We start from the raw sequence: 22,643 nt of genomic DNA on the forward strand, positions 1-22,643 counted from the left end.
CGTTATCAGTCCGGTCGCAGCCATCAAAGCCTCCCGCGCCGGAACACCGGCGGCCGGTCAGCTTACGCTGCGAAAAAGCGGACATTTGAACTTGGCTAAAAGCGGACATTACAACTTAGCCTCTACAATAGATTTTGTTGATAATTTATATTATGTCAAGTCGCCGAAGGCGCGACGTAAGAACAGTATCGGGCCTGCGCCTCGCCGCTTAAGGTTTGATTAAGGTATGCAATCTGCCTCTATTCCCCGGTTCAATAGCCGGGGTTTTTTATGCTCGATCTATTTGGCCAAGTCGTTGTTACGTATGAAGATTTGGACGCGTGGGTGTCCGCTCTCGCGCCTGGCTTCGCTGCCAATGAACACCGCCGCGCGCACTACATCGAGCGCTGGAACGTCGCGGACAAGGTAGCCCGCGCCAAACTGGCCGGCACATTCGACAGCACCATAGAAAACGCCCGCGCGCGGCGGGCGTTTCTCGCTAGACGGTTCGGCGTGATCCCCATGCCGTGACGTGTTTCGGCCCGCTCCGGCGGGCTTCTTTTTACTTGGCGACAGTGGCCGACTTCGCGCGATACCACATGAAGCCGTACAGCAGCGCGGCACCAATGGCGGCGGATTTCCAGTCGATTTTCGGCATGGTCTCTCCCGTTATTTCTTGAGGAATCGGCCCGTACGCTTCGAGCGCGCCGGGGTCTTATGAGTCTTGCGCTTGTGCGCGGTCTTACGCTTGCGAGTTGCCATGGTTCAGCCCCTTCTCAATGTGCTGGTTAAAACGGTCCTCGATCTTCGCGAGGCGTTCCCTCATGTTGCGCAGGTCTGCGCGGACGGCGCCGTAGGCGATCAGCGCCGCCGCAATCTGCCCGCCGATCTGCCAGAGCAGCGCCGCATCCATTACGCGGCCTTACCTTCGCCGAGGAACACGCCGAGCAGGCCGAAAATGCTGGCCGCCGCCGTGCCGACTGCGCCGATAACGTGCGGGTCGGCGCCGTTGGCTACTGCCACCTGTGCGGCGACTGCCGACAGACCGGCCAGCGCGGCATGCGTGGACGGTTCCTGCAAACGTGCGAAAAATGCTTTCATGGTCTACCTCGTTTTTGTTGGGACTACAAACCAGCCGGGATTACGTCCCATGCTGACGTTGGGAATGGGCTTATCACGCCCGCCGATACTGCCGGTAACTGCTGCTGCTGCTGCACCAGCCGGTCCCCCGCGTAGGAGGTCATGCCGGTCCACACTGACGCGCCGGTATTCGCCGCGACGCCTGCCGCGTTGTTCCAGATCGTGTCCGCGACGTTGAACGCGATGCCCGTCGCCCCGCCCGCCTGCACATAGCGCCGGTCGAGGTAGAAGCCCGCCGCGACGAGCGCGAGCGCGCCGGCAAGGTAGAGCTTGGTTTTGAGCGTCATCACATGTGCCCGAACGAGAGCCCGCCCGTGGACGTGCGATAGGTCGCGACGCCGCCCGGCGCCGGCACGTTGCCGAACATGTAGCCCGGCATGCCGCTTTGTGCGTCCCACACCGACTGGGTAAAGTTCGTGCCGTCCATGTTCGCGAACGTGGCCGCCTCGCGCGCATAGACGGTATCGACCGCGCTGCTGCCGCTGTGCGAACGCTGATAGCGGTAGCCGACATAGATCACCAGCGCGAGCAGCAAAAGTTCCTTGTTCGTCATGGCTCAGTATCCGTAGGTTGCAGGGGCCAGCACGTTGTACATGCCGGAGAACGGCGACTCCTGCACCTGTCCGGTTTTCGTGTTGTAGGTGAGCTGTCCCGGATCGACATAGATGCCGTTCGCGTCATAGGTGCCGTTGCCGAACAGCGTCACGCCGCCCATTGACGTCCAGCCCGAGTTGCCCGAGGTCGTGGCCGCCGGGTTGCCGCCAAGGTTGTTGATTGCGTTCGACAGCCAGCTAGCCGCGTTCGAACCAATCGCGCCCTGTCCGCTTGCTGCCGGCGCGCCCGCTGCGCCCATGGTGCTGCGGTTGACCACCAGCAGCAGCACCGCCGCCGCCGCGCCCACCAGCAGAAGCCCGCTCTTATCGAATTTCATGCGTACACCCCATCGTTAAACATGGCGATTTCCGCGTTGCGGCGGTTCTGGATACCGTTCTGCAATGCCGGCGCGACCCACGAAACCGACGCCTGCGCAATGTCGTCAATGCCGTTGCCCGCGTTGACGGAATCCGCAAATTTCTTGAACGATCGCGGACTCATGTTGTAGGCGATATCGACCAGCGCATCGAACTGGTTTTGCGTGAGCGGCACGGTCACATAAAGCTGTACCCACTTCGCCGCGCGCTGTTGCAAGTCCGACGCAAACCACGCGTCCGCCTGTGCCTGTGTGCACGTCGCCGGAATGTCCGCCATGTTGGTCGAGTAGTGGCCGTAGCCAATCGTCCAGCCGCCATCGCCGAGCGCATAGCGCGTCAGGCGCAAGCCTTCATTGCTCTTGAGCTTGGCGACCATCGCCGCACTGGGTTGCATGCTTGCTGCCGGGTTCGGGTTCACCATGTTCCACACCGTTGCTGTTGCTTCGTCCACCGCATCGCCGAGATAGGAGAGCGGGTCGGTTGAGTCGTCCGGGTTCGCACTGTCCGCTGCGCTCGCCTGGCTGTTTGTCCACCATACGTAGGCCGCCGCCGCGAGCGTGCCCGCCGCAATGAGATAAAGCGGCCCCGGCGCCTTCATACGTTCGGTTCCTCGTACCACTCGAAACACTGCGACGTGCTGTTGTTCGCCACGTTGCCGGTGATCAGCAGGCCGTGTCCCGGCGGAATCACAATGGGTTCATTCGGCTTGACCGACGACTGCACCAGCCCGCCGCCTACCGCGCCAATCACGTACACAGTCGGGTTTGCCGGGGGCGTTGCCCCCACTGTTCCGGTGCGAACCTGCCCCACGCCCGCAGCACCGCCGAGCAGCTTGGGTTGCCCCGCCTGCGCGAGTGTCGCGAGCGCCGCCGTGCTGTCGGTGAACAGCATCGCCGAGGTCGTCTGCGCGCCAAGGCTCGTGATGCTTTCCAGCACGAGCCGCGTGTTGCTGCCTACCGGGTTCCATAGCTGCGCCTGTGCGTACACTCCCGCTCCGGCTGGCCCGCCTGCATAGCCTGAATAGGCGCTGTTGTTCAGTGCGCGCACCTTGCCGCCATCGACCATCTGAACCACGCCCTGCACGGTCGAATCGTCAATCTTGCCGTTACCGATCACCACCTGTCCGATGATCGGAGCGCCGCCGGCCGCGTTCTGCAACGTCCACGAATCCGGCATCGGTTGATCGTCCGCGACGCGGTACGCGAAGCCCGGCGCAAGGCGGATTTTGTTGCCGCCCTGTGCGCCCGGCGTCAGCACGAGCGACGCATCGCCGCCGCCGTTCGAACCGCTCATGTACTTGATGTAGCGGCCCGGCGCATGCACGACGAACGAGCCGACAGTGGGAACGGTGATATCGAACTGTTGCATGCGTTACCCCTTGTGTCCGAACGCCGTCACGCCGACGATTGCCACCACCGCGAGCCCTGCGGCGATCAGATAGCGGTTGTCGTTCTGCGCGGCGACCTGAGTTTTCGCGAGGTCCGCCGCAATCTGCGTGGTCTGCCCCGCGCTGTTCATCGCGGCGCCGGTCAGTGAATTGGTGAGCGCGGTATTGGCCTGCAGCATCGCAAGCCCCACATCTTCGAGATGCTTGGAGGCGTCCGCCGTGCTCGTGATCGCGGTATTGGCGACCGCGCCCATCGAGCTATTGGCGTTGGTCGCGACCGAGGTATTGCCCGTGATCGCGGCAATCATGGCCTGCATTGCTGCCGCGACCGAACCGCCATCGGTCGAGACGCTGAAATACGACGACGAGTTACCGTCACCGCTCTGCCCTACGCCGCCCTGCACCGCGTTGCGCTTGTCCGCGTACTGGTTCGTGGTGTCGGAACGGCTCGTGCTGTCGCTGCTCTTGTTCGCGGGCGTTGCCGGCAAACCTGCCGCGAGCAACTGCACCTGTGCGGGCCGCAGAATTCTCATTTCAGTTCCTTCGTGAGGATCACACTGGCCCGTTGATAGCCAGCGCGCTCGAGTTTTTTCATCAGGCCCGCGCGGCGCGTTTCAATGCGCATCGCGTGGCAACCTGCACACTGCTTTTCGATCAGCGGCAACACTGCATCGACCAAATCCACGTCCGCGCGACCGTGCGCCAGTGTGATTTCTGCGACGATGCCGGCGCGTCCATTGCGAGCCCGCAGCACGTAGAACGCGACCGGCTTGCCGTCATCCAGCACGCGAAAAAACTCGCCCGTCGCGAGGCAGTCCACGCCGTCAACCATGCCGCCGCTCGTGTCGGTTTTGGCCCGCATGAATGGCGAGTCATCGAACGCCGCCGCCACTTCTTCGCGGTGCGCATCGGTCGTCGGTTCGTGGCGGATCGTGAGCATGTCAGTGCTTTTTCAACGCGACAATTGCCACCGCCGCGAGGATCACAATCATCAACGGATCAGTTCCACCACTGGCGCCGCCGGTGAGGTTGTTCATCCCGTTGGCGAGCCCTTGCGCCAGTGTCGAAACCGGGCTTGCGGTTGCCTTTGCGCCGCCGTCGCCCGCGAAGTTCACCGCCCACCCGGAGTTGTCCACGGTGAACGGATTGAACGGCGAAGTGCTCGACATCTGCGGCGCCTGCTGCCCGCCGAACAGTGCGGCGCCGAACTGCGCTGCGGCCTGTGCCGCCATCGCCCAGTACACGGCTTACCCCTTGTGGATCGCGAGCGCGATCACGGCGAACACGCCGAGGATCATCAGCATTTTGTTGCTGTTGATCGCGCCAATCTGGGCCGAAGCCACCTGTCCCGCTGCCTGCCCCTGTGCGATCAGGCCGGCTTGCGTGGCCTCATAGCGGCGGTAGTCAAGCTGCTGGCCGTTGTTGTAGATGCTCGTGAACGCCGACAGGCCGTTATTGAGCAGGTTGAACACGCCCGGCGCATAGTTGTAGCCGCTGCCGCCGGTGTCCGACGCGCCGCTAATGGCCATGCCCGTCGAGGGAATGTTGTACGTGCCATCGCTTTGCGGGCCGATGGAAAAACCGTAGGTGTTATCGCCCACGCCCGAAGTAGCCGGATCGTAAATGCCGTCCATGTAAATCCCCGAAAGTGTGAAAAGAAAGCGGGCCGACGCTGCGCATTCAAGCGGGCCGGCCCGCCCGCCGGGTTACATGTTGCCGAGCACGTCCAGCACTTCAACCACCGCCGTGACGGTATCCGCCGCCCCGAAAGTCGGGTTGAATTCGAGCGCGGTGGCGTCCGCCGTCTTGACCGCGTTCGAGTAGTTGTTGTCCGCGCACGGGTCGTACGTGTACAGGTTGGTCTGGGCGGTTTTCTGATACTCGCCCTGCCAGAAGCTGTTGACCGCCGTCAGCACGTTGTCCCAGATCACGATGCCGTTCTTCTTCACTTCCAGCATGGTGAGGTTGCCCGTGTGCGCAAAGTGAATGCGCTTGATGATGCCGCCACGGTTCGTGATATCGATCAGCTTCATCGGGATTTTTCCCGACGACGAAAAGCCCTGCGTGAACGGGATGTGCTTGGCGATCACGCCGAGTTGTGCCGGCGGACCCATTTCCGAATAGCTGTCCAGCGTGGGAGCCGTGGCGCCCGCGATGGTCACTTCGATGGTGAGCGACGAGACGCCATTGGCCGTGTTGATGTTGCCCACGTACTGCTCGATCATCGACTTGGCGCGCGGTTCGGTGAAGTCGAGCGTCAGGAAGCCAGCCGCCGCCGTCAGGCCGCGATACTGGTTGATCAGGTCGAGGCGCGAGCCCAACGCCTGATAGATGATCTTGCCGTTTACCTTGACGTTGATGTTGGTGATCATCGACTTGGTGAACGTGGTGCCGCCCAAGGCGAGAATGACCTTGTTGTACGACATGCCGATAGGCAGGTTCACCGTTGCCAGACCGTTGGCGACGACGTTGTTAAACGGTACGTTTTTGACGAGCAGCATGAGCGCCCCTTTGTGTGTGTGTTGTTGGGACGCTTACGAAACGATGGTCGTGATCAGCGGCACGTTGAGGCTCGTGGCGATCGGACGAACAACGATTTTCGTTGCGGCATTGAAGGCGAGGTACATGGCGTACGCCCGCAGGATCGACTTGACATTCATGTTGGGACTCTCCCGTTAGCGCCGCCCCATGCGGCCCTTGTGTGAGTCCGCAGATTGCAGCCGGAGAGCCAAAAACCTCGCATACGCTGCCTATGGAACACTGCCTATAGGCACCTGCCAGAAAGCGATTCTGGTACCACGATTTTTTTTACCGATGTAGCTGCCTAGCAACGTGTGCGACAGGCGAAAAAAAACACCGTCGAAACGGTGTCTATAGGCAGGTGTCTGGGTAGGTGTCAGCCGCGCGTTATCTCGCCCGTCGAGAGGTCACGGCGAATCCACGCATAGTCAGGTAGGGCGAGCAGTTCATCGGGCCGCGCCCGCACATACTTGCCGACGACCTTGGCGTCGTCGTCATAGTTCAGCCGGCCGGTGCGCACGTGTGAGCAGTTGCCGAGAAAATCCTTATCGATGGACGCGGGCCGCTGCGACAGGCCGTAAATCACGATGCCGCGCTTGCGCCCTCGCCCGGTCAGCATGCCCCACCCGACCGGCGACCGGCTAGGCGTCGTGACGCTCTTTAGCTCGTCAACAATGAACGTCACACGTTCCGCCGCGAAGGCAATCCGACAGAAGGCGTCGAATTGCTTCACCGCGGTTGCAGGATTCGGAGACGGCACGAACACGGTTCTAATCGGCCCTTCCGGCCCTGCCGCCTGAAACCCGGCTAGAACGTGATCCAGCCGGTTCGTGATCGTGCCGAACGCGCCCCACTCGCCGTCCGGATCAAAGATCATCAGCCGCGGCGGTTTCGCGCGTTGCATGAGCGCCTTCACATAGGACGACTTGCCCGAGCCCGAGGCGCCCATCACCGCCTCAATGTGCGCCTTCGCTTCGACTCCATACGCGGGCGCGGCGGGCGCCGCTTTCCGTGCGCGCGTCGCCATTACATGTCCGGAAAGATTTTGGCCGTTCTGACGGCTTCGGCAAGCGCCGCCGCTGCGTCCGCCTCACCCGTACCCGCCGAACCGGCTGGCGGGCCGGATTCTGCCGCCGCCGCGCCCTTGATCGTGTTCGGGTCCGTCACGCCGGGCCGCGCGTTTTCGAGTGCATAGCGATCCTGCTTGATCTTGAACGCCACCGCGCGCGCCGACTGGTAGAGAACCGGGCCGCAGACCATCAGCGCCACCAGTTCGCACGGGAACGCCGATTCCACGTCCCACCCGTATTTTTCGAACACGGGCGTGAGCGATGCCGCCATGCGCGCCGAGGTCGCGTCATCCCACGCGGCGCCCGGCGCGTAGCCGTCGATCATGCCGCGCGCGAGGTCCACCACGCCGCACGCGCCCTTGTGGTAGTCCGGTCCCATGTCCACCTGTCCACCTGGTGCCGTAGCGGACATGTCCGGATTCAGCGCTGCGGCCGCTTCGGCATCGACGCCCGCGACCATGCCGCCAAGCGCATCGAGCCCGCCGCCTTCCAGTGTCGGATGCTGTGTCGGCGGTAGCCCGCCGTCTTTCCTGTCGATGCTCATACGCGCCCCGAGAGAATGTCAAAGGCCGAGCGCGCAGCGCGCGCCGCGGGCTTCACTTCAGCAGGCAACGCCGCCGGCTGATGCGGATGCGTCGCGTCCGGTTCCGGTTCCGCCTTGCGCTTGACGCGCGCCATCAGCAGCTTGTGCGCCTCTGTGCCCTTCTTCGCATAGAGCGGCAAGTCGCACCACTGGCACGACAGATTAAGCGTTCCGGTCTCGCTTTCGCGCGCCGGGATTTCACGCCCGCAGCACGAGCATTCAGCCGTGCCGATGATGGTTTTTGTCGGTCTGGTTTTCATGGTTGGTCCCTCGCGTCACCGCGTTAAAGTGCCTCTACTGCTTCTACGAGCTTGCGAACTGCCGCGACCTGCTTGGCCGCAAGTGTCTTTTCCAGCGCCGTGAGCCTGCTAAATATGTCGCGCAGTTCCCGCGCGTGCCGCCTTGCCTCCCACAGCTTCGAATTTTCGACGCTCGCGAACTCGATTACCGCCGTCGCGCTGCCCACCGTCGCGGTCGGATCGACCGCCATTAGCGTTTTCATGCTCACCATCCGTACAGTTATTTACACAGGTCCAAGGCGCGCGATGCTCGCGCTTCAAACCCAAATCCAAACCCTTAACACCCTCGATACGATGTGCGCCCGCCGCGCTCCGGCCAGTAGACATTGCCGCACGTGCACCGATAGACGCCGGTGCCGCCGAGGCGCGCAAAGATGCGAAAGTGGCATTGGTGGGCCGCTTGATTTCCCATGTGAACCTCTTCGATTCGACCGTGATAGGCCGCATGCGCGGAATGTCCGCAATGACGATGCCGTTGCGCTCGAACACAGGGCGCACGAGCCCGAAATACTCGATGCCTACGATCTGCGGCGCGCCGGTCTCGCCGTAACGGCCAATCGAATCGCTTGGTACTTTCGCGAGCCTGACGCGGTAGCCTCTGCCGCAAGCAACACCACCTTGAGCCGCCACGTAACGATCCCATGCCACCGAAGCGCCTGACGATCCCTCAATAGCCGCAATGCGATTGACTGCGCTATGTGCCTCCCGAACAAATGCCGGTGCGTCAGACGGAACCTCCGCGACGCGGCGAAGTTCGCGCCAGACCGTAACGGGGGGGCCACCGATCTGCTGAAACTGACGTATACGCCAGCGCGTCGCCCACGCTTCGACACGCGCCGAGGTTTCGAGCGAATCGTTTCCTTCAAGGTCTTTTTCAAGGCGGTATCCGTCGATGTTTTTGGCGATGTACTTGGCGATGTAGCCGGCGGCGGTGCCTTTGGCCGCGTCCATGGTTTTGAAGTCGCAACGCTTCTCCTGTGCGCCCTTTTCGTGGCCATCGACCGCGAGCGCATAGCGGCGCACCGTCGCGCGCACCGTCGCATCGTGCTTGCCGTCATAGAAGAAAAGGCAGTGCCAGTGCGGTGTGCCATCGTGCTGCGGCTCTGCAATCCGGAACCCGTAAAGGTTCACCTGTCGCCGGGCGAGCGCGGCACGTATACGCGCCCACACTTTCGCCAGATAGCGTTGCGCCATATCGGGCGTGGTGCCGTCCCAGTCTCCATTGCTGCGCGACTTGCCCGCACGCGCGCCCACGGTCGTCATGCGATGCATCTTTGACGGACACGTGATCGTGAGAAACAGGCCGGCATGGCCCGCAGCAATGGCAATGCGTTCAAAGCCATTGATTCGGGTCATCAGTTCGGCGCGCTTGATCGCGGCATTGGCCGGGCCTTTGGCCGCCAGTTCCGCGAGCGTGAATTCCTGCTCGGTTTCGACGTTGCGCGCGATGGTCGCGGCGAGCGCCGCCGCGTTGCGCTCGTTCTGCCACTGCCTGTCGAGCTTCGACACGTCCGACACGTAGCACTCTTTTCCACGCCCGACGATGCCTAGGCGGATCGCCGCGGACTCTCGAGCTTTTGCGTGTGCCTTGCGAAGCCGCCCTTTCCACCAGTGCGCCGCGACCATCCGGCGGACGGCTGGCAAATCTTCATAGCGCGAATTCTCCGGCGCATTGATGCCGCCAGCATTGCAGATCGAAGCGAGTCGTTCGCGTTGCTCGTATAGGTCAATGGCTCCGGCATCGGCGGAAACGCCAGCAGCGCGCAGTGAATCAATAAATCCGTTGGTAGGAACATGCTCCTGCTCTCCCTGAATCGCGAGCAGCTTCACGCGGCACTTTTCAGCCGCGTCCCACGCCGCGTTGCATAGATCGCTGTCCGACGCATCGAGCGGCAACGCCTCATTGACCGGACGCATGAGCGCCACGTCTGCCCGTAGCTGCTCGTTTGCCTTGCGGCGCGCGGTGCCTTCCGCCGTCGAAACTAGCGGATTGAATGACGTGCGGCGCTTTTCCCACGCCGACAGCAAACGGCCCGCCCACGGGCGCGGAATGTCCGCGACCAGTGAAGCGGCCCATTCGTGTTCTGGCGTGAGGCGCTGCATCAGACGGTCAGCCGCAGTTGATCGAACGGCACGTAAAGCTGCTTGGCGCCGTCGCCGTCGATCACTTCGACCAGTGCATAGCCTTCCGGCACTTGCGAATGGCAGGCGTTCGGCGCTTTCGGGCCGACCACCGCGACACGTCCGCGCCATCCATCGACGTAAGCGAGGAATTCATCGCTTGCCGCGATCAGTACGCGGTCACCTGGCCGAAACTGCGACATGACGACCATGATTTAGCCGAGCCGTTGAACGTCGGACTGGTTGACCGTGACGACCTTCACGGCGTTCACCGCGTCAGCGTCCAGACGGATCGTGACCGTTTTCGGATCGGCGGTGTTGTCCACTGCCTGCACGACTCCGGCGCGGCCCTTGTCGGGGTTGTTGGTGTCGGCCTTGATCAAAACGCTATCCCACGGTTGCATGTGCTACTCCTGAAAGAATGTCGCGCGCGCCGTGCGAATGGATGCCGACCGGGCCGGCGCGCGCTTCTGTGCCTGTGGTCGGAATTTGGAAAGAATCGGGTCTAGCGCCGCGAGCGCTTCGCGCCGTGCGCGGTCACTGGCCGGCGAGCGGCGCGGCGCCCACGCCACGGCGAATGTACCGGCGGTGCCGGTCGAGCCCGGCACCACGCCGAAAGACACGTCCTCAGCGTTTTCGCCAGTCATGGGCGCCGCCTCAGATACTCGTAGGCGCCGACCAGCGCCAGCCCTATCGAGCAGGCGCCTAGGCCGAAGCCAGCAAAGAACAGGATCAGGCCGGGTTGCATGCCTGCTCCGGGGTCACGTCGCGCACGAACTCCCACCCCTCGCGCAGACTTTCGGCGCACGCCGCTTGCGCCAGTTCGCGGCGCACTGCAAACGTGCCGACGATCACCAGCCAGCCGGAGCGGGAATTGCGGAATTGGAACTGCCAGTAAGGTGCGGTGCTGTTCACGTTCACGCCCCGAGCCAGTAGAAAAACCGGTTGAGCGCATCGCGCAGTGCCGAGCGTCGAAAATACGGGCCGTCGATGGTGTATCCGCCGAGCGCCGTTGAATGAATTTGTGACGGTGTGTTACGCATGATGAATCCCCTTTCGAACCCCTAGACCGGATGGAGCCGGGCCGCCTAAAGACGGTAGCTAACCGTCACAGCGGGGTTCAGGCTGTTTTGTGCGGCCCGACGCACGAACAATATGTCAGAGACTCTGTAACAGTCAAGGGCCGCGTAACGTTTCGCTCGCGTTGACGTTGCGTTATGTTTACAACCGGGGTCATTTTGGGAAGGTAAAGCCGATGAAAACGACGATTGATTATCTGGACGAATTGCGGGTCAAGCTGCAATTGCCTTCAGACTACGCGGTTGCCAAGGCGCTCGGATGCACGCGGGCATCCGTGAGCCGGTACAGGAACGGCGTTGGGTCTTTCGATGACGCGACCGCGATCAAAGTGGCCGAATTGCTCGGACTGGAACCGCTTGAGATTATTGCCGCCGCTAACTTTGAGCGTTCTAAGGATGAACACTCGCAAAACGTATGGGCGTCAATATGGGGAAAAGTGGCGGGGGCTATCGCGCTGAACTTGATCGCGTGCGCGGTTGGCGTGTCGGTAGCCCCCACTTCCAAGGCGGCGGAATCTGGTAATGCAAACACGGGGAACGGTGGCTCTCTTTATATTATGTCAAATCACACAAGCACCGACTGACCAACGAACCATACCCAACGCCGGCACCCAAAGTCATCGCCAGGAGCCACCCAATCCCCGCCAACAAAACACCAACCCACAAAAACTCCGACCGCCACGAATCGCCCACATTTCCTTCAACGCCCCAACATCAGCCGAAGAATTCCACTTCGCCAGTCTTCAGGTCGTACATCGCGCCGGCAATCTTGATCGCGCCGCTGGTCTCGAGCTCCGCCAGCACGGGACTGCTTTTACGAATGTTCGCAAGCGTCAACGCGACATTCTTCCGCGCCACCGCGTCCACGAACGTGTAGTTCGATTCGGAACGATCGCCGTTGTAGGCTGTCGCCTGCACGGCCGGCTTGATCTTGTCCAGTAATCCGGTGAGATTGCCCAGATCGACGTTGGCAATGGCTCCCTTGATCGCGCCACAGCTGGTGTGACCCATTACGAGAACTACCTTTGCACCAACCAGCTTGCACGCGAACTCCATGCTGCCCAGGATATCGCTGTTTTCAACGTTGCCGGCTACACGGCAGTTGAAAATATCACCGATGCCGAGATCCATGATCACCTCGGCCGGCGCGCGGGAGTCGATACAACTGAGCAGCACGGCCGCGGGGTACTGTCCACTAGCGCTTGCCTTCTGCTCGTTCAGGTAATTACGGGCTTTCCTTTCGCCCCTTCGAAAGCGCGCGTTACCTCGCTTCATCACCTCGATGATCTGCTCTGGCGTCATGCTGTCGCGCTGTGCCTTGGTCAGCGCGTCGGCGTGTGCCGGCTTCGCATAGAATGCGCCGCCTGCCGGCCCGAGCACAGCCGCAGCGCCGGTTAGCTTGAGAAAATTGCGACGACCCGAACCATTGCCCCGCCGCGGAGGCTCACAAGTGTCACACATGATCGTGCTTCCTCTTTTGACAACTGACGTCGTTATCGGCCTGAGTCAACGGGTTGCGCGTCGAACGCACTCACGTCACGGGCTAGCGCTAGTATGACCGAGCCGATCGCGCCAGCACGCAGTGAAAACCCTTTCCCTTTGCCCTTTTCTTGGAACGATGCCCTCTTGCACAGCGTATTTGTTACCGAGCTCGAGCCGTATTGGATTTGGGGATTGACCTGATAACCAGGATCCCCTGACGCCATTTCGAAGTCCGCGGTGTTGCTATTCGCCGGATTTCTTTCCTGCAGCAATGTCACCATCCAAGGGAAAACCCCGGGGATAGACGAATCCGCCCTCCTGCCCCGCCCCACCTGCCTCACAACACAAAACACGATAGATCGTTAGCCTTGTGATAACAAACGCGTCCCGAAGCTGATTGAACGGATTTCGCTCGCTCCCTAGACTCGCCTCACGTCCTGAGCGAGAGCACACATGTCCAGTCAAAGTTCATCCCAGTCCCGGTGGGCCACGCGCCGCGCGGAAAAACACAGGCGGCTCGCGCGCGTCGCATCGATAGCCGATGGCGTCGTCCTGCCCACCGAGCGCATTGTCGATGTGCTGCAAAGCCTGATCGCACCGGGTGACCGGGTGGTCGTCGAAGGAAACAATCAGAAGCAGGCGGATTTTCTGTCGCGCTCGCTCGCGCAGGTCGACGCGAACGTGGTCCATGACCTGCATCTGATCATCCCCAGCGTGAGCCGCGCGGAGCATCTCGATCTGTTCGAGCGCGGCATCGCGAGAAGGCTCGACTTCGCCTATGCCGGCGCGCAAAGCCTGCGCATCTCGCAGTTCCTGCAAGACGGCATCCTCGAGATCGGCGCGATCCACACCTACATCGAACTGTACGCGCGGCTCTATGTCGACCTGACTCCCAACGTCGTGCTGGTCGCCGGCTTTAAGGCGGATCGTCAAGGCAATCTCTACACAGGCGCAAGCACTGAGGACACGCCCGCGCTGGTGGAGGCCGCCGCGTTTCGCGACGGCATTGTGATTGCGCAGGTCAACGAGATCGTCGACGATCCGAAAGACCTACCGCGCGTCGACATCCCCGGATCGTGGATCGACTTCGTGGTCCGTTCAGACAAGCCGTTCTTCATCGAGCCGCTCTTCACGCGCGACCCGCGCCTCATTACGCCGATCCAGATCCTGATGGCGATGATGGCGATTCGCGGCATTTACGAGCGGCATCAGGTGCAGTCGCTCAATCACGGCATCGGCTTCAACACGGCGGCGATCGAACTGATCCTGCCGACCTACGGCGAGAAGCTCGGCCTGAAGGGCAAGATCTGCCGGCACTGGACGCTCAATCCGCATCCCACGCTGATCCCCGCGATCGAAACCGGCTGGGTCGAAAGCGTGCATTGCTTCGGCGGCGAACTGGGCATGGAGGCCTACGTCGCACAACGTCCGGATATTTTCTTCACCGGCCGCGATGGCTCGATGCGCTCGAATCGCGCGATGTGCCAGCTCGCGGGTCAATATGCAGTCGACATGTTCATCGGCTCGACGTTGCAGATGGACGGCCTTGGCAACTCGTCGACGGTCACGCACGGCCGGCTGACCGGTTTTGGCGGCGCGCCCAACATGGGCCACGATCCGCACGGCCGGCGCCATGCAACGCCCGCGTGGCTCGATCTGCTGCAAACGGACAGCCCGCTCGAACGCGGCCGCAAACTCGTCGTGCAGATGGTGGAGACGTTCGGGGCGGGCGGCCAGCCGAGCATCGTCGAGTCGATCGATGCAGTCGAGGTTGGCCGCGAATCGGGCATGCCGCTCGCGCCCGTGATGATCTATGGCGACGACGTCACGCACGTATTGACCGAGGAAGGCATCGCGTATTTGTACAAGGCGCGTTCGCTCGAGCATCGCAAGGAGATGATCGCCGCGGTCGCGGGGGTGACGCCGGTCGGGCTCACGAGCGACACAGACAAGCTCGCCGCGCTGCGCCGCGACGGCTTCGTCGCGCTGCCCGAAGACCTCGGCATTCATCGCGGCGAAGCAAGCCGCTCCCTGCTGGCCGCAAAGAACGTGGCCGATCTCGTGGACTGGTCGGACGGACTCTACGACCCGCCTGCACGTTTTCGGAGCTGGTGATGCACGAGATCCTCGCAATGAATGCGGCGCAGTCGCTGTACAAAACGCCCGAGCTTGCCGCTCATCTGGCCGCTTATCTGGCCGATCTCCCGGCCGCTCATCCCACCGACCCCTTGGCCGACCGCCTCGGCGAGCACGTAGTCGCAGCGCTGATCGACGAAGCCACGCTTGCGCCGAAGCCCGGACTCGTCGATATCCGCAGCCGCGGAGCGCATCGCGATCTCGACTGGACGTTGATGTGCGCATCGGCGCTCGCGCTGCAACCGACCTTCGTGAATCTGGCGCGTGCGGGTATCGAAACGCAACCGCTGCTCGCACTGCGCGAGCGCATCGGCGCAATTGGGCGCGATGGCGAGACATGCATGCTCGACACGACGCGTGGCGTGAACACACATCGCGGCGCGATCTGGGCGCTCGGGCTGCTCGTAACCGCCGCGGCGCGCGATATGACCGATTGCACGCCGCGGGCAATCGCTGCGCGCGCCGGATCGATTGCACGCCTGCCCGACCGCTACGCGCCCTCGCATACCGGCAACAAAGGCGAGCGGGCGTGCCGCGATTACGACGTCGGCGGCGCACGCGGACAGGCGCAGGCGGGCTTTCCGCATATCGTGGATGTCGCGTTGCCCGAGCTCGATCGCGCACGCGAGCGCGGCGACAACGAGACGGCCGCGCGGCTGAACGCGCTGCTCGCCGTGATGGCGAGCCTCGACGACACGTGCGTGCTCGCCCGCGGCGGACGCAGCGCGCTTGCCGAAGTGCAGCAAGGCGCGCGACATGTATTGGCGCAGGGCGGCGCCGCACAGCTCGATGGCCGCCGTCATCTGAAGGCGCTCGACCGCAGGCTCGTCGAATTGCACGTATCGCCCGGCGGCGCAGCCGATCTGCTCGCGGCAGCCCTCTTTCTCGACAGGCTTCGCAACGAAGTCCCATACACAGCGAAGGCATAGGAAAGCATATGGAAACCATCGTCCTCGAATTCCCGGCGTCCCTGCCCGCGCGAGGCCGCGCACTTGCAGGCGTGGTCGCGTCGGGGGACCTTGAAGTACTGCTCGAATCGAACACGGCCTACCGCACCGTGGTGAGCATCACGACTTCCGTCGACGGCATGGGTCGCGTCTGGAACGCCGTACTCGAACGCATTTTCGGCGACGGCTCGTTGCCGGCTGCGAAGCTCGAAATCAACGATTCGGGCGCGACACCGGGCGTCGTGCGCATGCGCATCGGCCAGGTGTTCGAGGAACTGAAATCAGAGGGCGGAGCATGAAAGCCATGAACAGCATGAACACCCAGGAACTGCTGGACCGCGTCAGCTTCACCGAGCTCGATGCGCGCAGCCGTGCAAAAAAGCTGCTCGATGAAGGCACTTTCAGCGAACTGCTCGATCCGTTCGAGCGCGTGACTTCGCCGTGGCTCGCGCGACAAGGCATCGTGACGCAGGCCGACGACGGCACCGTGGTCGCGAAAGGCGAGATTGACGGACAACCGGCCGTCGTGCTCGCAATCGACGGCGGGTTCCAAGGCGGCAGCATGGGCGAAGTGTCGGCGGCCAAGATCGCGGGCAGTCTCGAACTCGCCGCCGAAGACAACCGCGACGGCATTCCGACGCGTGCGGTGATTCTCTTCGAAACGGGCGGCGTGCGCTTGCAGGAAGCGAACCTCGGGCTCGCGGCGATCGCCGAGATTCATGCAGGCATCGTCGATTTGCGGCGCTATCAGCCGGTGATCGGCATCACCGCGGGGCCGATCGGATGCTATGGCGGGATGTCGATTGCGGCGGGCCTGTGCAGCTATCTGATCGGCACACGCGAAGCGCGCCTTGGCCTGAACGGCCCGGCCGTCATCGAGCAGGAGGCGGGCATTCTGGAGTTCGACTCGCGCGACCGTCCAATGATCTGGAGCTTCACAGGCTGCGAGCAGCGTCATCGTACGGGACTCGTCGACGACTACGTGCGCGACGACGCCGACGCGATTCGCGCGGTTGTGATCGAACGCTTTCGCGCGGGACGTCCCACTGCATGCCGCAGCGAACGCGTGACGGCGTTTCTGGAGCGGATCAAGGTAATCGATGCGGGCAAGCAGGCGACGCCGGAACAGGCCGCCGCCATCTACGGCAAGGGGTTCGAATCATGAGCACGACAGAGCTTTCCAGGCGCGGCGCGGTCTGGCTCGACGCCCTCACCTACAGCGCGCCGTTGCAGGCTCGCTATGCACCTTCGGTGCGGGTCGTCGATACGCGGCTCGGCGTGCATGCCGCCCGCTTCATCGCGGTGGTGCCCGACCCGGAGAATCCTTTTCCGCGTGCACGCAGCGGCGAAGTCGGCCTCATCGAAGGATGGGAGATTGCACGGGCGGTGCGTGAAGTTGTCGATACAGACGCACAACGTGACGAGAAGCGCGCGATCGTCGCGGTCATCGACGTCCCAAGCCAGGCCTATGGACGGCGCGAGGAAGCCTATGGCATCCATCAGGCGCTTGCCGGTGCCGCCGATGCCTACGCGAGCGCACGCCTGGCAGGCCATCCGGTGATCGGCCTGATCGTCGGACGCGCGATGTCCGGCGCGTTTCTCGCGCACGGGTATCAGGCGAACCGCCTGATCGCCCTCGCCGATTCGCAGGTCATGGTTCACGCGATGGGCAAGGAATCCGCCGCGCGGGTCACGCTGCGCTCGGTCGCCGACCTCGAAGCGTTCACGGCGCGCGTGCCGCCGATGGCCTACGACATCGACAATTACGCGTCGCTTGGACTGTTATGGAAGCTGCTGGGCGTGAGCAACGCGGATGCGCCGACGGCCGCCGATCAATCCACCGTCGAAAAGGCGCTCCACGCTGCCTTCGACGACATCCGCGCCGACCCGTCGCGCGGCCTGAGCAGCCGGCTGGGCAGCATGCATCGTGCGGCGTCGGTGATTGTTCGACAAAAACTAAGGGAGCAGTGGCGATGAATCCGCACTGACGTGAACCAGCTTGAGCGCACAGAGCGCCGCCTCGCCCGAGGCCAATAACACAAAACCGCAATCAGATTGCATGGGACCGAAGCAAGCGCTTTGCGTGGGTCCAGGTCAGTGCTGAAGCACTCGCCCTGACCGCCAGCCAAAGCGTCGGCTCGGTCGACACAGGAGACACGAAATGATCATTTACGGAACTGCGCTGCTTGCTTTCTGCCACCTGGCAGGACTCTTTCTCGGCGACCTGCTCGGCGTCGCGATCGGCGTCAAGACAAACGTTGGAGGGGTCGGCATCGCCATGCTGCTGCTGATCTTCCTGCGGCTCTATCTGCACGGCAAGGGTCTGCTGCCGAAGGAGACCGAAGCGGGTGTGGGCTTCTGGGGCGCCATGTATATCCCCGTGGTGGTCGCGATGGCCGCTAATCAGAACGTCGTTGCCGCGCTCAAGGGCGGGCCGGTCGCACTGCTTTCGGCATTGGGCGCGGTGGCTTCTTGCGCCGCCTGCATTGCCGTGCTGTCACGCACCGGCCGCGACAGCACGTCGTTCGTCAACGTCCCGCAACCCGAAGAAGTCTAAGGCAGGAGCCAGCCATGTTGCAGATGATCGATAAAGTACTGATACACAACGGCTTCGTCACGGCGTTGGCGCTGGTGGGACTCATCATGTGGGTGTCGTCGCTGATTTCGCGCAAGCTGACGTTCGGGCGTGTGCACGGCTCGGCAATTGCCATTGTGATCGGCCTCCTGCTCGCCTATTTCGGGGGTGTCTTCACCGCGGGGCAGAAAGGCCTGGCCGATCTGCCGCTCTTCGCGGGTGTCGGCCTGATGGGTGGTGCGATGCTGCGAGATTTCGCCATCGTCGCGACCGCCTTCGAGGTGCAGGCCACCGAGGCGCGCAAGGCGGGACTCATCGGCGTGGTTTCGCTGCTGCTCGGGACCGTGCTGCCGTTCATTGTCGGCGCGAGCGTCGCTCACGCATTCGGCTATACCGACGCGGTCAGCATGACGACCATCGGCGCGGGCGCGGTCACCTATATCGTCGGACCGGTGACGGGCGCGGCGATCGGCGCGAGTTCGGATGTGATTGCGCTTAGCATCGCGACGGGATTGATCAAGGCGATCATCGTCATGATCGGCACGCCGCTCGCGGCCGGCTTCATGGGATTGAAGACGCCGCGCTCGGCGATGATCTTCGGTGGCCTCGCCGGGACCGTCAGCGGCGTGAGCGCCGGACTCGCGGCGACCGACCGGCGGCTCGTTCCCTACGGCGCGCTGATCGCCACGTTTCACACGGGCGTCGGCTGCCTGCTCGGTCCTTCGCTGCTGTTCTTTACGACGAGAGCCCTGGTTGGCGGTTGATTGACGGCGGATTGGCGCGATCATGAGCATTCTGTTCACTTTTCCCGGTCAGGGCGCGCAGCGCGCCGGCATGTTGCACGCGCTGCCGGATCATACCGACGCCGCGCGCGCGCTCGAAGAAGCCAGCGACGCGTTGGGCCAGGACGTTCAATCGCTCGACGATCCCGCTGCACTGCGCTCCACGGTCGCGGTTCAACTCTGCCTGTTGATTGCGGGTGTCGCTCAGGCTCGCGTGATGATCGCCGAGGGACACGGACCCGACATGGTGGCCGGGCTGTCGGTCGGCGCTTATCCTGCCGCGGTGGTCGCAGGCGCGCTCGACTACGCGGATGCCGTAAGACTTGTTGCATTGCGCGGCCAATTGATGGAGCGGGCCTACCCCACCGGCTACGGAATGACCGCGATAACCGGCATGACACAGCGAGCGCTCGAACGTCTGCTCGCGCAGGTGAACAGCCCCGCCCTGCCCGTCCATCTCGCCAATCTCAACGCAGAAACGCAGATGGTGGTCGCCGGCAGCGATGCCGCCATGCATCGTCTCGCGACGCTTGCGAGCGAAAACGGCGCGCAACGCTGCGAGCGTCTGGAGGTGGCCGTCCCTTCCCACTGCGCGTTGCTCGACGAGCCCGCGGCCATGCTCGCCGAAACCTTCGCGACAGTGGCCGTGCGTGCGCCGCGCCTCGTGTATCTGAGCAGCAGCGTCGCGCGTCCGCTTTACGACGGCTCGCGCATCGCCGCCGATCTTGCGGGCAACATGGCGCGGCAGGTTCGTTGGCATGACACGATGAGGCTCGCGTGGGAGCGAGGCGCGCGCCTCGCGGTGGAAATGCCGCCTGCCAGCGTCCTCACGCGCTTATCGTGTGCGTTGTTCGCGCAAGGTATCGCAGTGAGCTGTTGCGAAACCGCGCGGCGCGATCTGGGCGTGCTCGTCGAAAGAGAACGAGCCCGCGCGTGAGTATCCGGTCAGATCCGATCAGCCGGCGCTTCTCGTGCGCAGACGGCACACCGCCATGAGTGCTAGCAGATTCGGATCGCGCTCGCGCGCGCGCAGGAAGCTCACGCCGATAGTCTGGCGCATCATGTATTGCGGCTTGAGCGGAATGAACTGCACTTTCTCGCCGAAGACGCCGCGCACACGGCCAGGCAACAGCGTATAGCCGACGCCTCCGCTCACGAGGTTCATCAGCGAGAAGATGTCGCCGGTTCGCATGGTCACGTTCGGCGTGAAGTCGGCGACGCGAAACGCTTCCACGAAGCCCTGATACGTCGCGAACCCCTCGCCGAGCGAGACGAAAGTTTCGTCGCGGCAGTCGCGCAAGTCGACGGCTTCCTGTTTCGCATACGGTGAACCCGCGGGCGCGGCGAAGAAAATATCGTCTTCGAAAAGCGGGATCGATTCGACCTCGGGCTCGGCCTCCGGCAATGCCATGAGTGCCGCGTCGATTTCGCCCTGTTTCAACTTCTCCAGCAACTCGGCGTTCGGACCGAGCACGAGCTCCACGTGTAGCGTCGGCCGCCGCACCTTGATGTCGACGACGATGCCGGGCACCGTGCTGATGGTCAGCGAATACAGCGAGCCGATCTTCAGACGATCCGACGAATAGCCCGCCGCCTCACGCGTCGCGCGGATGCCGTCGGACATCAGCGTGATCACCTCTTGCGCGACTTCGGCGAGCATTTGCGCCGCTTCCGTCGACTTCAGATTGCGGCCCTCGTGGCGAAACAGCGCACATCGCACCCCTTGTTCGAGCGAATGCAGCGCGCGATGCACGCTGACCGTGCTCACATTGAGCGCCTCGGCGGCCTTCGCGAGATTGCCGGTTTCCATGAATGCGAGCAGGACTTCCAGCTTGCGGAAGGTGATCTCGTCGTCTATTCGGTCGCGCATCTTGAGTTATGTGACGGTCGAAATTGTCGATTATCGGGCCATAGATCGCATTCGTGAAGTTCGAACTGTTCGAATAGCGCCACGAATGATCGCAACACCTCGGGAAAGCCCGCTCACCTTTTCCATAAAAATGATTTGACGGCCATATTGGCTCGTATATGCTGGCTAATAGGCGATCGTCATAACCCGCGTCAACAACACTTCCCCAGTGTTCTTGCGGCGCAGCGAATTCGCTTCGCAGCGGTTGAAGGCGATCATCCAACGTCCTGCTTCTTTAAACGCCCCGTGCGGATTTCGAGCAGGCCGTTCAACACTTTCAACGTCGCTAGTCGAGTGTAATCGTGAGAGTCCGTGGCCCTTTGGTGAGATGGAACCGCAGTCACGCGAGTTGTCCCCGCGCTGACGGCGCCATCGCCGATGGCAGCAGCGGCAGCCTTGCGTTCCGCCGCTTTCTGTCCGTCTTCACAATCCTTTCCCGTCGTTCAGTTCGACGTCACAACTCTATCTCCGCGCGCGCCTTCATTGCGGTCCGTACAGACGAAGTCGCGTCGCTCTTGCCCTAGCGCCTCCCTCCTTCTTGCACGTCGATTCGTCCGTTTGCCTGAACGCGTTCGCGTGAGCCGCGCGTTTGCGCGTGTGCGGTGCTGCCTGCCTTGCCTGCGCTTCACCCGGGCCAGTTCAGCTGCGCATCGCAATGGACGGTATCGAACGGCCAATCTGATCGTCACGCGCGGCGCGTTCCGTTGACGGCGACCACCTGCCCTGCTCCGGTGGCTTGACGCATCGCGTGCGGCTGCGGAACCCGCGCAATCGCGTTGCGCTGTGTTGAATGCTATTCGTGCCGCATCTACGGCCGCACACACACGTCTATTCGTTATGCGAAATAAACCTCTGGTCGGCATCAGCGCCGATAGAACGACGATAGCTGATCATCCTTCGCACGTTGTCGGCGAGAAGTACATCGCCGCAGTCGTGGACGGCTCGCAGGCGCTGGCCGTGCTGCTGCCCGCGCTCGGCGAGCGTCAGTCCCCGGAAGATGTACTGTCGATAGTCGACGGCCTGTTGTTCACGGGCAGTGGCTCGAACGTCGAGCCGCATCGCTACGGTGGTGAACCGAGCGCGCCGGGCACGCTGCACGATGCTGCCCGCGATGCGACGACACTGCCGCTGCTGCGCGCCGCGATTGCCGCGGGCGTACCCGTGCTCGCGGTATGCCGCGGTTTTCAGGAAATGAACGTGGTATTCGGCGGGACGTTGTATCAAAGCGTTCACGCGATGGCGGGTTTCAACGACCATCGCGAGAACAAGGAAGACTGCCTCGACGTGCAATACGCACCCTCTCATTCGATCTCGCTCACGCGAGGCGGTTTTTTGCAACGCCTTGCAGGCGGCGCGAATGAGGCGCGTGTGAATTCATTGCACGGTCAGGGCGTGCAGCGGCTGGGCGTGGGCCTCGCAATTGAAGCCACGGCGCCGGACGGACTGATTGAAGCGGTGAGCGTGAAAGATGCGCGCGCTTTCGCGCTGGGTGTGCAGTGGCACCCGGAGTGGAAGCATGCGGGCGACGTGCTCTCCACCGCGATCTTTCGTGCGTTCGGCGACGCCTGCCGCGATCGAATGCGCACCAGGGCCGGCGATGGCGCGGCGTTCGCCGCCGCCACGCGGGCCTGACCGGCCGCGCATCAAAAACAGAGAGAACAAT

The 22,643-nt window shown here is 62.9% G+C and carries 37 protein-coding genes; 13 read left to right on the forward strand and 24 right to left on the reverse strand.

The window, feature by feature from the left end:
• Positions 1 to 223 (forward strand): hypothetical protein (locus tag C0Z16_RS38465; RefSeq protein ID WP_208638666.1); only part of this gene is annotated, 223 nt, incomplete at its 5' end.
• A gap of 47 nt (positions 224 to 270) precedes the next feature.
• A complete protein-coding gene (locus C0Z16_RS34310) occupies positions 271 to 510 on the forward strand; it encodes a hypothetical protein (RefSeq protein WP_102636434.1) in 240 nt (79 codons plus the stop codon).
• A gap of 211 nt (positions 511 to 721) precedes the next feature.
• Here the strand turns inward: C0Z16_RS34310 and C0Z16_RS37955 are convergent, their stop codons facing one another.
• The 22 genes from C0Z16_RS37955 to C0Z16_RS39430 all read right to left on the reverse strand — a co-directional run bounded on the left by C0Z16_RS37955 (position 722) and on the right by C0Z16_RS39430 (position 11,113).
• Positions 722 to 892, reverse strand: coding sequence for a hypothetical protein (locus tag C0Z16_RS37955; protein WP_158244567.1), 171 nt, complete (start codon positions 890 to 892; stop codon positions 722 to 724).
• Positions 892 to 1,080 carry a hypothetical protein gene (locus C0Z16_RS34315; RefSeq protein WP_102636435.1) on the reverse strand — a complete coding sequence of 63 codons (189 nt, stop codon included), beginning with the start codon at positions 1,078 to 1,080 and terminating at the stop codon, positions 892 to 894. The genes C0Z16_RS37955 and C0Z16_RS34315 overlap by 1 nt, the downstream gene beginning before the upstream one ends.
• Positions 1,081 to 1,103: 23 nt before the next feature.
• On the reverse strand, positions 1,104 to 1,406 hold the full coding sequence (locus C0Z16_RS34320) for a hypothetical protein (RefSeq protein ID WP_102636436.1): 303 nt from the start codon (positions 1,404 to 1,406) through the stop codon (positions 1,104 to 1,106).
• Positions 1,406 to 1,672: a hypothetical protein gene (locus tag C0Z16_RS34325; protein ID WP_102636437.1), complete on the reverse strand. Its 267-nt coding sequence runs from the start codon at positions 1,670 to 1,672 to the stop codon at positions 1,406 to 1,408. The genes C0Z16_RS34320 and C0Z16_RS34325 overlap by 1 nt, the downstream gene beginning before the upstream one ends.
• A gap of 3 nt (positions 1,673 to 1,675) precedes the next feature.
• Complete coding sequence (locus C0Z16_RS34330; RefSeq protein WP_102636438.1) at positions 1,676 to 2,050, reverse strand: hypothetical protein; 375 nt, start codon at positions 2,048 to 2,050, stop codon at positions 1,676 to 1,678.
• Positions 2,047 to 2,688, reverse strand: a complete 642-nt coding sequence (locus C0Z16_RS34335) for a lysozyme (protein WP_167403586.1) — start codon at positions 2,686 to 2,688, stop codon at positions 2,047 to 2,049. Before C0Z16_RS34335 ends, C0Z16_RS34330 begins: the two co-directional genes overlap by 4 nt.
• On the reverse strand, positions 2,685 to 3,458 hold the full coding sequence (locus tag C0Z16_RS34340; RefSeq protein ID WP_102636439.1) for a hypothetical protein: 774 nt from the start codon (positions 3,456 to 3,458) through the stop codon (positions 2,685 to 2,687). The genes C0Z16_RS34335 and C0Z16_RS34340 overlap by 4 nt, the downstream gene beginning before the upstream one ends.
• A 3-nt stretch (positions 3,459 to 3,461) precedes the next feature.
• Positions 3,462 to 4,010, reverse strand: a complete 549-nt coding sequence (locus C0Z16_RS34345; protein WP_102636440.1) for a hypothetical protein — start codon at positions 4,008 to 4,010, stop codon at positions 3,462 to 3,464.
• Complete coding sequence (locus C0Z16_RS34350) at positions 4,007 to 4,417, reverse strand: hypothetical protein (RefSeq protein WP_102636441.1); 411 nt, start codon at positions 4,415 to 4,417, stop codon at positions 4,007 to 4,009. The genes C0Z16_RS34345 and C0Z16_RS34350 overlap by 4 nt, the downstream gene beginning before the upstream one ends.
• Before the next feature lies 1 nt (position 4,418).
• Positions 4,419 to 4,721: a hypothetical protein gene (locus C0Z16_RS34355; protein ID WP_146014395.1), complete on the reverse strand. Its 303-nt coding sequence runs from the start codon at positions 4,719 to 4,721 to the stop codon at positions 4,419 to 4,421.
• Positions 4,722 to 4,724: 3 nt separating this feature from the next.
• A complete protein-coding gene (locus C0Z16_RS34360; protein WP_102636443.1) occupies positions 4,725 to 5,111 on the reverse strand; it encodes a hypothetical protein in 387 nt (128 codons plus the stop codon).
• Between the two features lie 72 nt (positions 5,112 to 5,183).
• On the reverse strand, positions 5,184 to 5,978 hold the full coding sequence (locus tag C0Z16_RS34365) for a major capsid protein P2 (RefSeq protein ID WP_102636444.1): 795 nt from the start codon (positions 5,976 to 5,978) through the stop codon (positions 5,184 to 5,186).
• A 33-nt stretch (positions 5,979 to 6,011) separates the two neighbouring features.
• Positions 6,012 to 6,137, reverse strand: coding sequence for a hypothetical protein (locus C0Z16_RS39425; protein ID WP_279635093.1), 126 nt, complete (start codon positions 6,135 to 6,137; stop codon positions 6,012 to 6,014).
• 236 nt (positions 6,138 to 6,373) lie between these two features.
• The gene (locus C0Z16_RS34370) at positions 6,374 to 7,024 is read right to left on the reverse strand and encodes a helicase HerA domain-containing protein (protein WP_102636445.1); all 651 of its coding nucleotides are present in this window, start codon (positions 7,022 to 7,024) and stop codon (positions 6,374 to 6,376) included.
• Positions 7,024 to 7,611, reverse strand: coding sequence for a hypothetical protein (locus tag C0Z16_RS34375; protein ID WP_102636446.1), 588 nt, complete (start codon positions 7,609 to 7,611; stop codon positions 7,024 to 7,026). Before C0Z16_RS34375 ends, C0Z16_RS34370 begins: the two co-directional genes overlap by 1 nt.
• Entirely contained in the window at positions 7,608 to 7,910 is a 303-nt protein-coding gene (locus tag C0Z16_RS34380; protein WP_102636447.1) for a hypothetical protein, read from the reverse strand. The genes C0Z16_RS34375 and C0Z16_RS34380 overlap by 4 nt, the downstream gene beginning before the upstream one ends.
• Positions 7,911 to 8,018: 108 nt before the next feature.
• Positions 8,019 to 10,052, reverse strand: a complete 2,034-nt coding sequence (locus C0Z16_RS34385; RefSeq protein ID WP_244201469.1) for a replication endonuclease — start codon at positions 10,050 to 10,052, stop codon at positions 8,019 to 8,021.
• Complete coding sequence (locus C0Z16_RS34390) at positions 10,052 to 10,282, reverse strand: hypothetical protein (protein ID WP_102636448.1); 231 nt, start codon at positions 10,280 to 10,282, stop codon at positions 10,052 to 10,054. Before C0Z16_RS34390 ends, C0Z16_RS34385 begins: the two co-directional genes overlap by 1 nt.
• A 3-nt stretch (positions 10,283 to 10,285) precedes the next feature.
• Entirely contained in the window at positions 10,286 to 10,474 is a 189-nt protein-coding gene (locus C0Z16_RS34395) for a hypothetical protein (RefSeq protein WP_102636449.1), read from the reverse strand.
• A gap of 3 nt (positions 10,475 to 10,477) precedes the next feature.
• Positions 10,478 to 10,717 (reverse strand): hypothetical protein, encoded by a 240-nt coding sequence (locus C0Z16_RS34400; protein ID WP_102636450.1) that lies wholly within the window; start codon positions 10,715 to 10,717, stop codon positions 10,478 to 10,480.
• An 85-nt stretch (positions 10,718 to 10,802) separates the two neighbouring features.
• Positions 10,803 to 10,985 (reverse strand): hypothetical protein, encoded by a 183-nt coding sequence (locus C0Z16_RS34405; RefSeq protein ID WP_146014396.1) that lies wholly within the window; start codon positions 10,983 to 10,985, stop codon positions 10,803 to 10,805.
• Between the two features lie 2 nt (positions 10,986 to 10,987).
• Complete coding sequence (locus C0Z16_RS39430) at positions 10,988 to 11,113, reverse strand: hypothetical protein (RefSeq protein ID WP_279635094.1); 126 nt, start codon at positions 11,111 to 11,113, stop codon at positions 10,988 to 10,990.
• A gap of 212 nt (positions 11,114 to 11,325) precedes the next feature.
• On the opposite strand from C0Z16_RS39430, the gene C0Z16_RS34410 reads away from it, so the two are divergent.
• Positions 11,326 to 11,733 carry a helix-turn-helix domain-containing protein gene (locus C0Z16_RS34410; protein ID WP_102636452.1) on the forward strand — a complete coding sequence of 136 codons (408 nt, stop codon included), beginning with the start codon at positions 11,326 to 11,328 and terminating at the stop codon, positions 11,731 to 11,733.
• 130 nt (positions 11,734 to 11,863) lie between these two features.
• Here C0Z16_RS34410 and C0Z16_RS34415 read toward each other — a convergent pair whose 3' ends face one another.
• Positions 11,864 to 12,610 (reverse strand): carbonic anhydrase family protein, encoded by a 747-nt coding sequence (locus tag C0Z16_RS34415; protein ID WP_102636453.1) that lies wholly within the window; start codon positions 12,608 to 12,610, stop codon positions 11,864 to 11,866.
• Positions 12,611 to 13,084: 474 nt separating this feature from the next.
• Between C0Z16_RS34415 and mdcA the strand changes: the two genes are divergently transcribed.
• The 8 genes from mdcA (at position 13,085) to mdcH (ending at position 20,008) form a co-directional block, all read left to right on the forward strand.
• Positions 13,085 to 14,746 carry a malonate decarboxylase subunit alpha gene (gene mdcA / locus C0Z16_RS34425; RefSeq protein ID WP_102636455.1) on the forward strand — a complete coding sequence of 554 codons (1,662 nt, stop codon included), beginning with the start codon at positions 13,085 to 13,087 and terminating at the stop codon, positions 14,744 to 14,746.
• Positions 14,746 to 15,696, forward strand: a complete 951-nt coding sequence (locus tag C0Z16_RS34430; protein WP_244201470.1) for a triphosphoribosyl-dephospho-CoA synthase — start codon at positions 14,746 to 14,748, stop codon at positions 15,694 to 15,696. The genes mdcA and C0Z16_RS34430 overlap by 1 nt, the downstream gene beginning before the upstream one ends.
• A gap of 8 nt (positions 15,697 to 15,704) precedes the next feature.
• Positions 15,705 to 16,013, forward strand: coding sequence for a malonate decarboxylase subunit delta (locus tag C0Z16_RS34435; protein WP_102636456.1), 309 nt, complete (start codon positions 15,705 to 15,707; stop codon positions 16,011 to 16,013).
• A gap of 14 nt (positions 16,014 to 16,027) precedes the next feature.
• Positions 16,028 to 16,879 carry a biotin-independent malonate decarboxylase subunit beta gene (locus tag C0Z16_RS34440; protein ID WP_102636474.1) on the forward strand — a complete coding sequence of 284 codons (852 nt, stop codon included), beginning with the start codon at positions 16,028 to 16,030 and terminating at the stop codon, positions 16,877 to 16,879.
• A complete protein-coding gene (gene mdcE / locus C0Z16_RS34445; RefSeq protein WP_102636457.1) occupies positions 16,876 to 17,691 on the forward strand; it encodes a biotin-independent malonate decarboxylase subunit gamma in 816 nt (271 codons plus the stop codon). The genes C0Z16_RS34440 and mdcE overlap by 4 nt, the downstream gene beginning before the upstream one ends.
• 184 nt (positions 17,692 to 17,875) lie before the next feature.
• Positions 17,876 to 18,271 (forward strand): malonate transporter subunit MadL, encoded by a 396-nt coding sequence (madL, locus tag C0Z16_RS34450; protein WP_102636458.1) that lies wholly within the window; start codon positions 17,876 to 17,878, stop codon positions 18,269 to 18,271.
• A 14-nt stretch (positions 18,272 to 18,285) separates the two neighbouring features.
• Entirely contained in the window at positions 18,286 to 19,053 is a 768-nt protein-coding gene (gene madM / locus C0Z16_RS34455; protein WP_102636459.1) for a malonate transporter subunit MadM, read from the forward strand.
• 22 nt (positions 19,054 to 19,075) lie between these two features.
• The gene (gene mdcH / locus C0Z16_RS34460; protein WP_102636460.1) at positions 19,076 to 20,008 is read left to right on the forward strand and encodes a malonate decarboxylase subunit epsilon; all 933 of its coding nucleotides are present in this window, start codon (positions 19,076 to 19,078) and stop codon (positions 20,006 to 20,008) included.
• A gap of 18 nt (positions 20,009 to 20,026) precedes the next feature.
• Here mdcH and C0Z16_RS34465 read toward each other — a convergent pair whose 3' ends face one another.
• Positions 20,027 to 20,941, reverse strand: coding sequence for a LysR family transcriptional regulator (locus tag C0Z16_RS34465; protein WP_102636461.1), 915 nt, complete (start codon positions 20,939 to 20,941; stop codon positions 20,027 to 20,029).
• Between the two features lie 341 nt (positions 20,942 to 21,282).
• Here C0Z16_RS34465 and C0Z16_RS39125 point away from each other — a divergent pair, with 341 nt between their 5' ends.
• The gene (locus C0Z16_RS39125) at positions 21,283 to 21,504 is read left to right on the forward strand and encodes a hypothetical protein (protein WP_407070727.1); all 222 of its coding nucleotides are present in this window, start codon (positions 21,283 to 21,285) and stop codon (positions 21,502 to 21,504) included.
• A 313-nt stretch (positions 21,505 to 21,817) separates the two neighbouring features.
• Positions 21,818 to 22,612: a gamma-glutamyl-gamma-aminobutyrate hydrolase family protein gene (locus tag C0Z16_RS34475; protein ID WP_102636463.1), complete on the forward strand. Its 795-nt coding sequence runs from the start codon at positions 21,818 to 21,820 to the stop codon at positions 22,610 to 22,612.
• Positions 22,613 to 22,643 lie beyond the last annotated feature (31 nt).

The sequence above is a fragment of the Paraburkholderia rhynchosiae genome, assembly GCF_002879865.1.
Taxonomy (GTDB): Bacteria; Pseudomonadota; Gammaproteobacteria; order Burkholderiales; family Burkholderiaceae; genus Paraburkholderia; species Paraburkholderia rhynchosiae.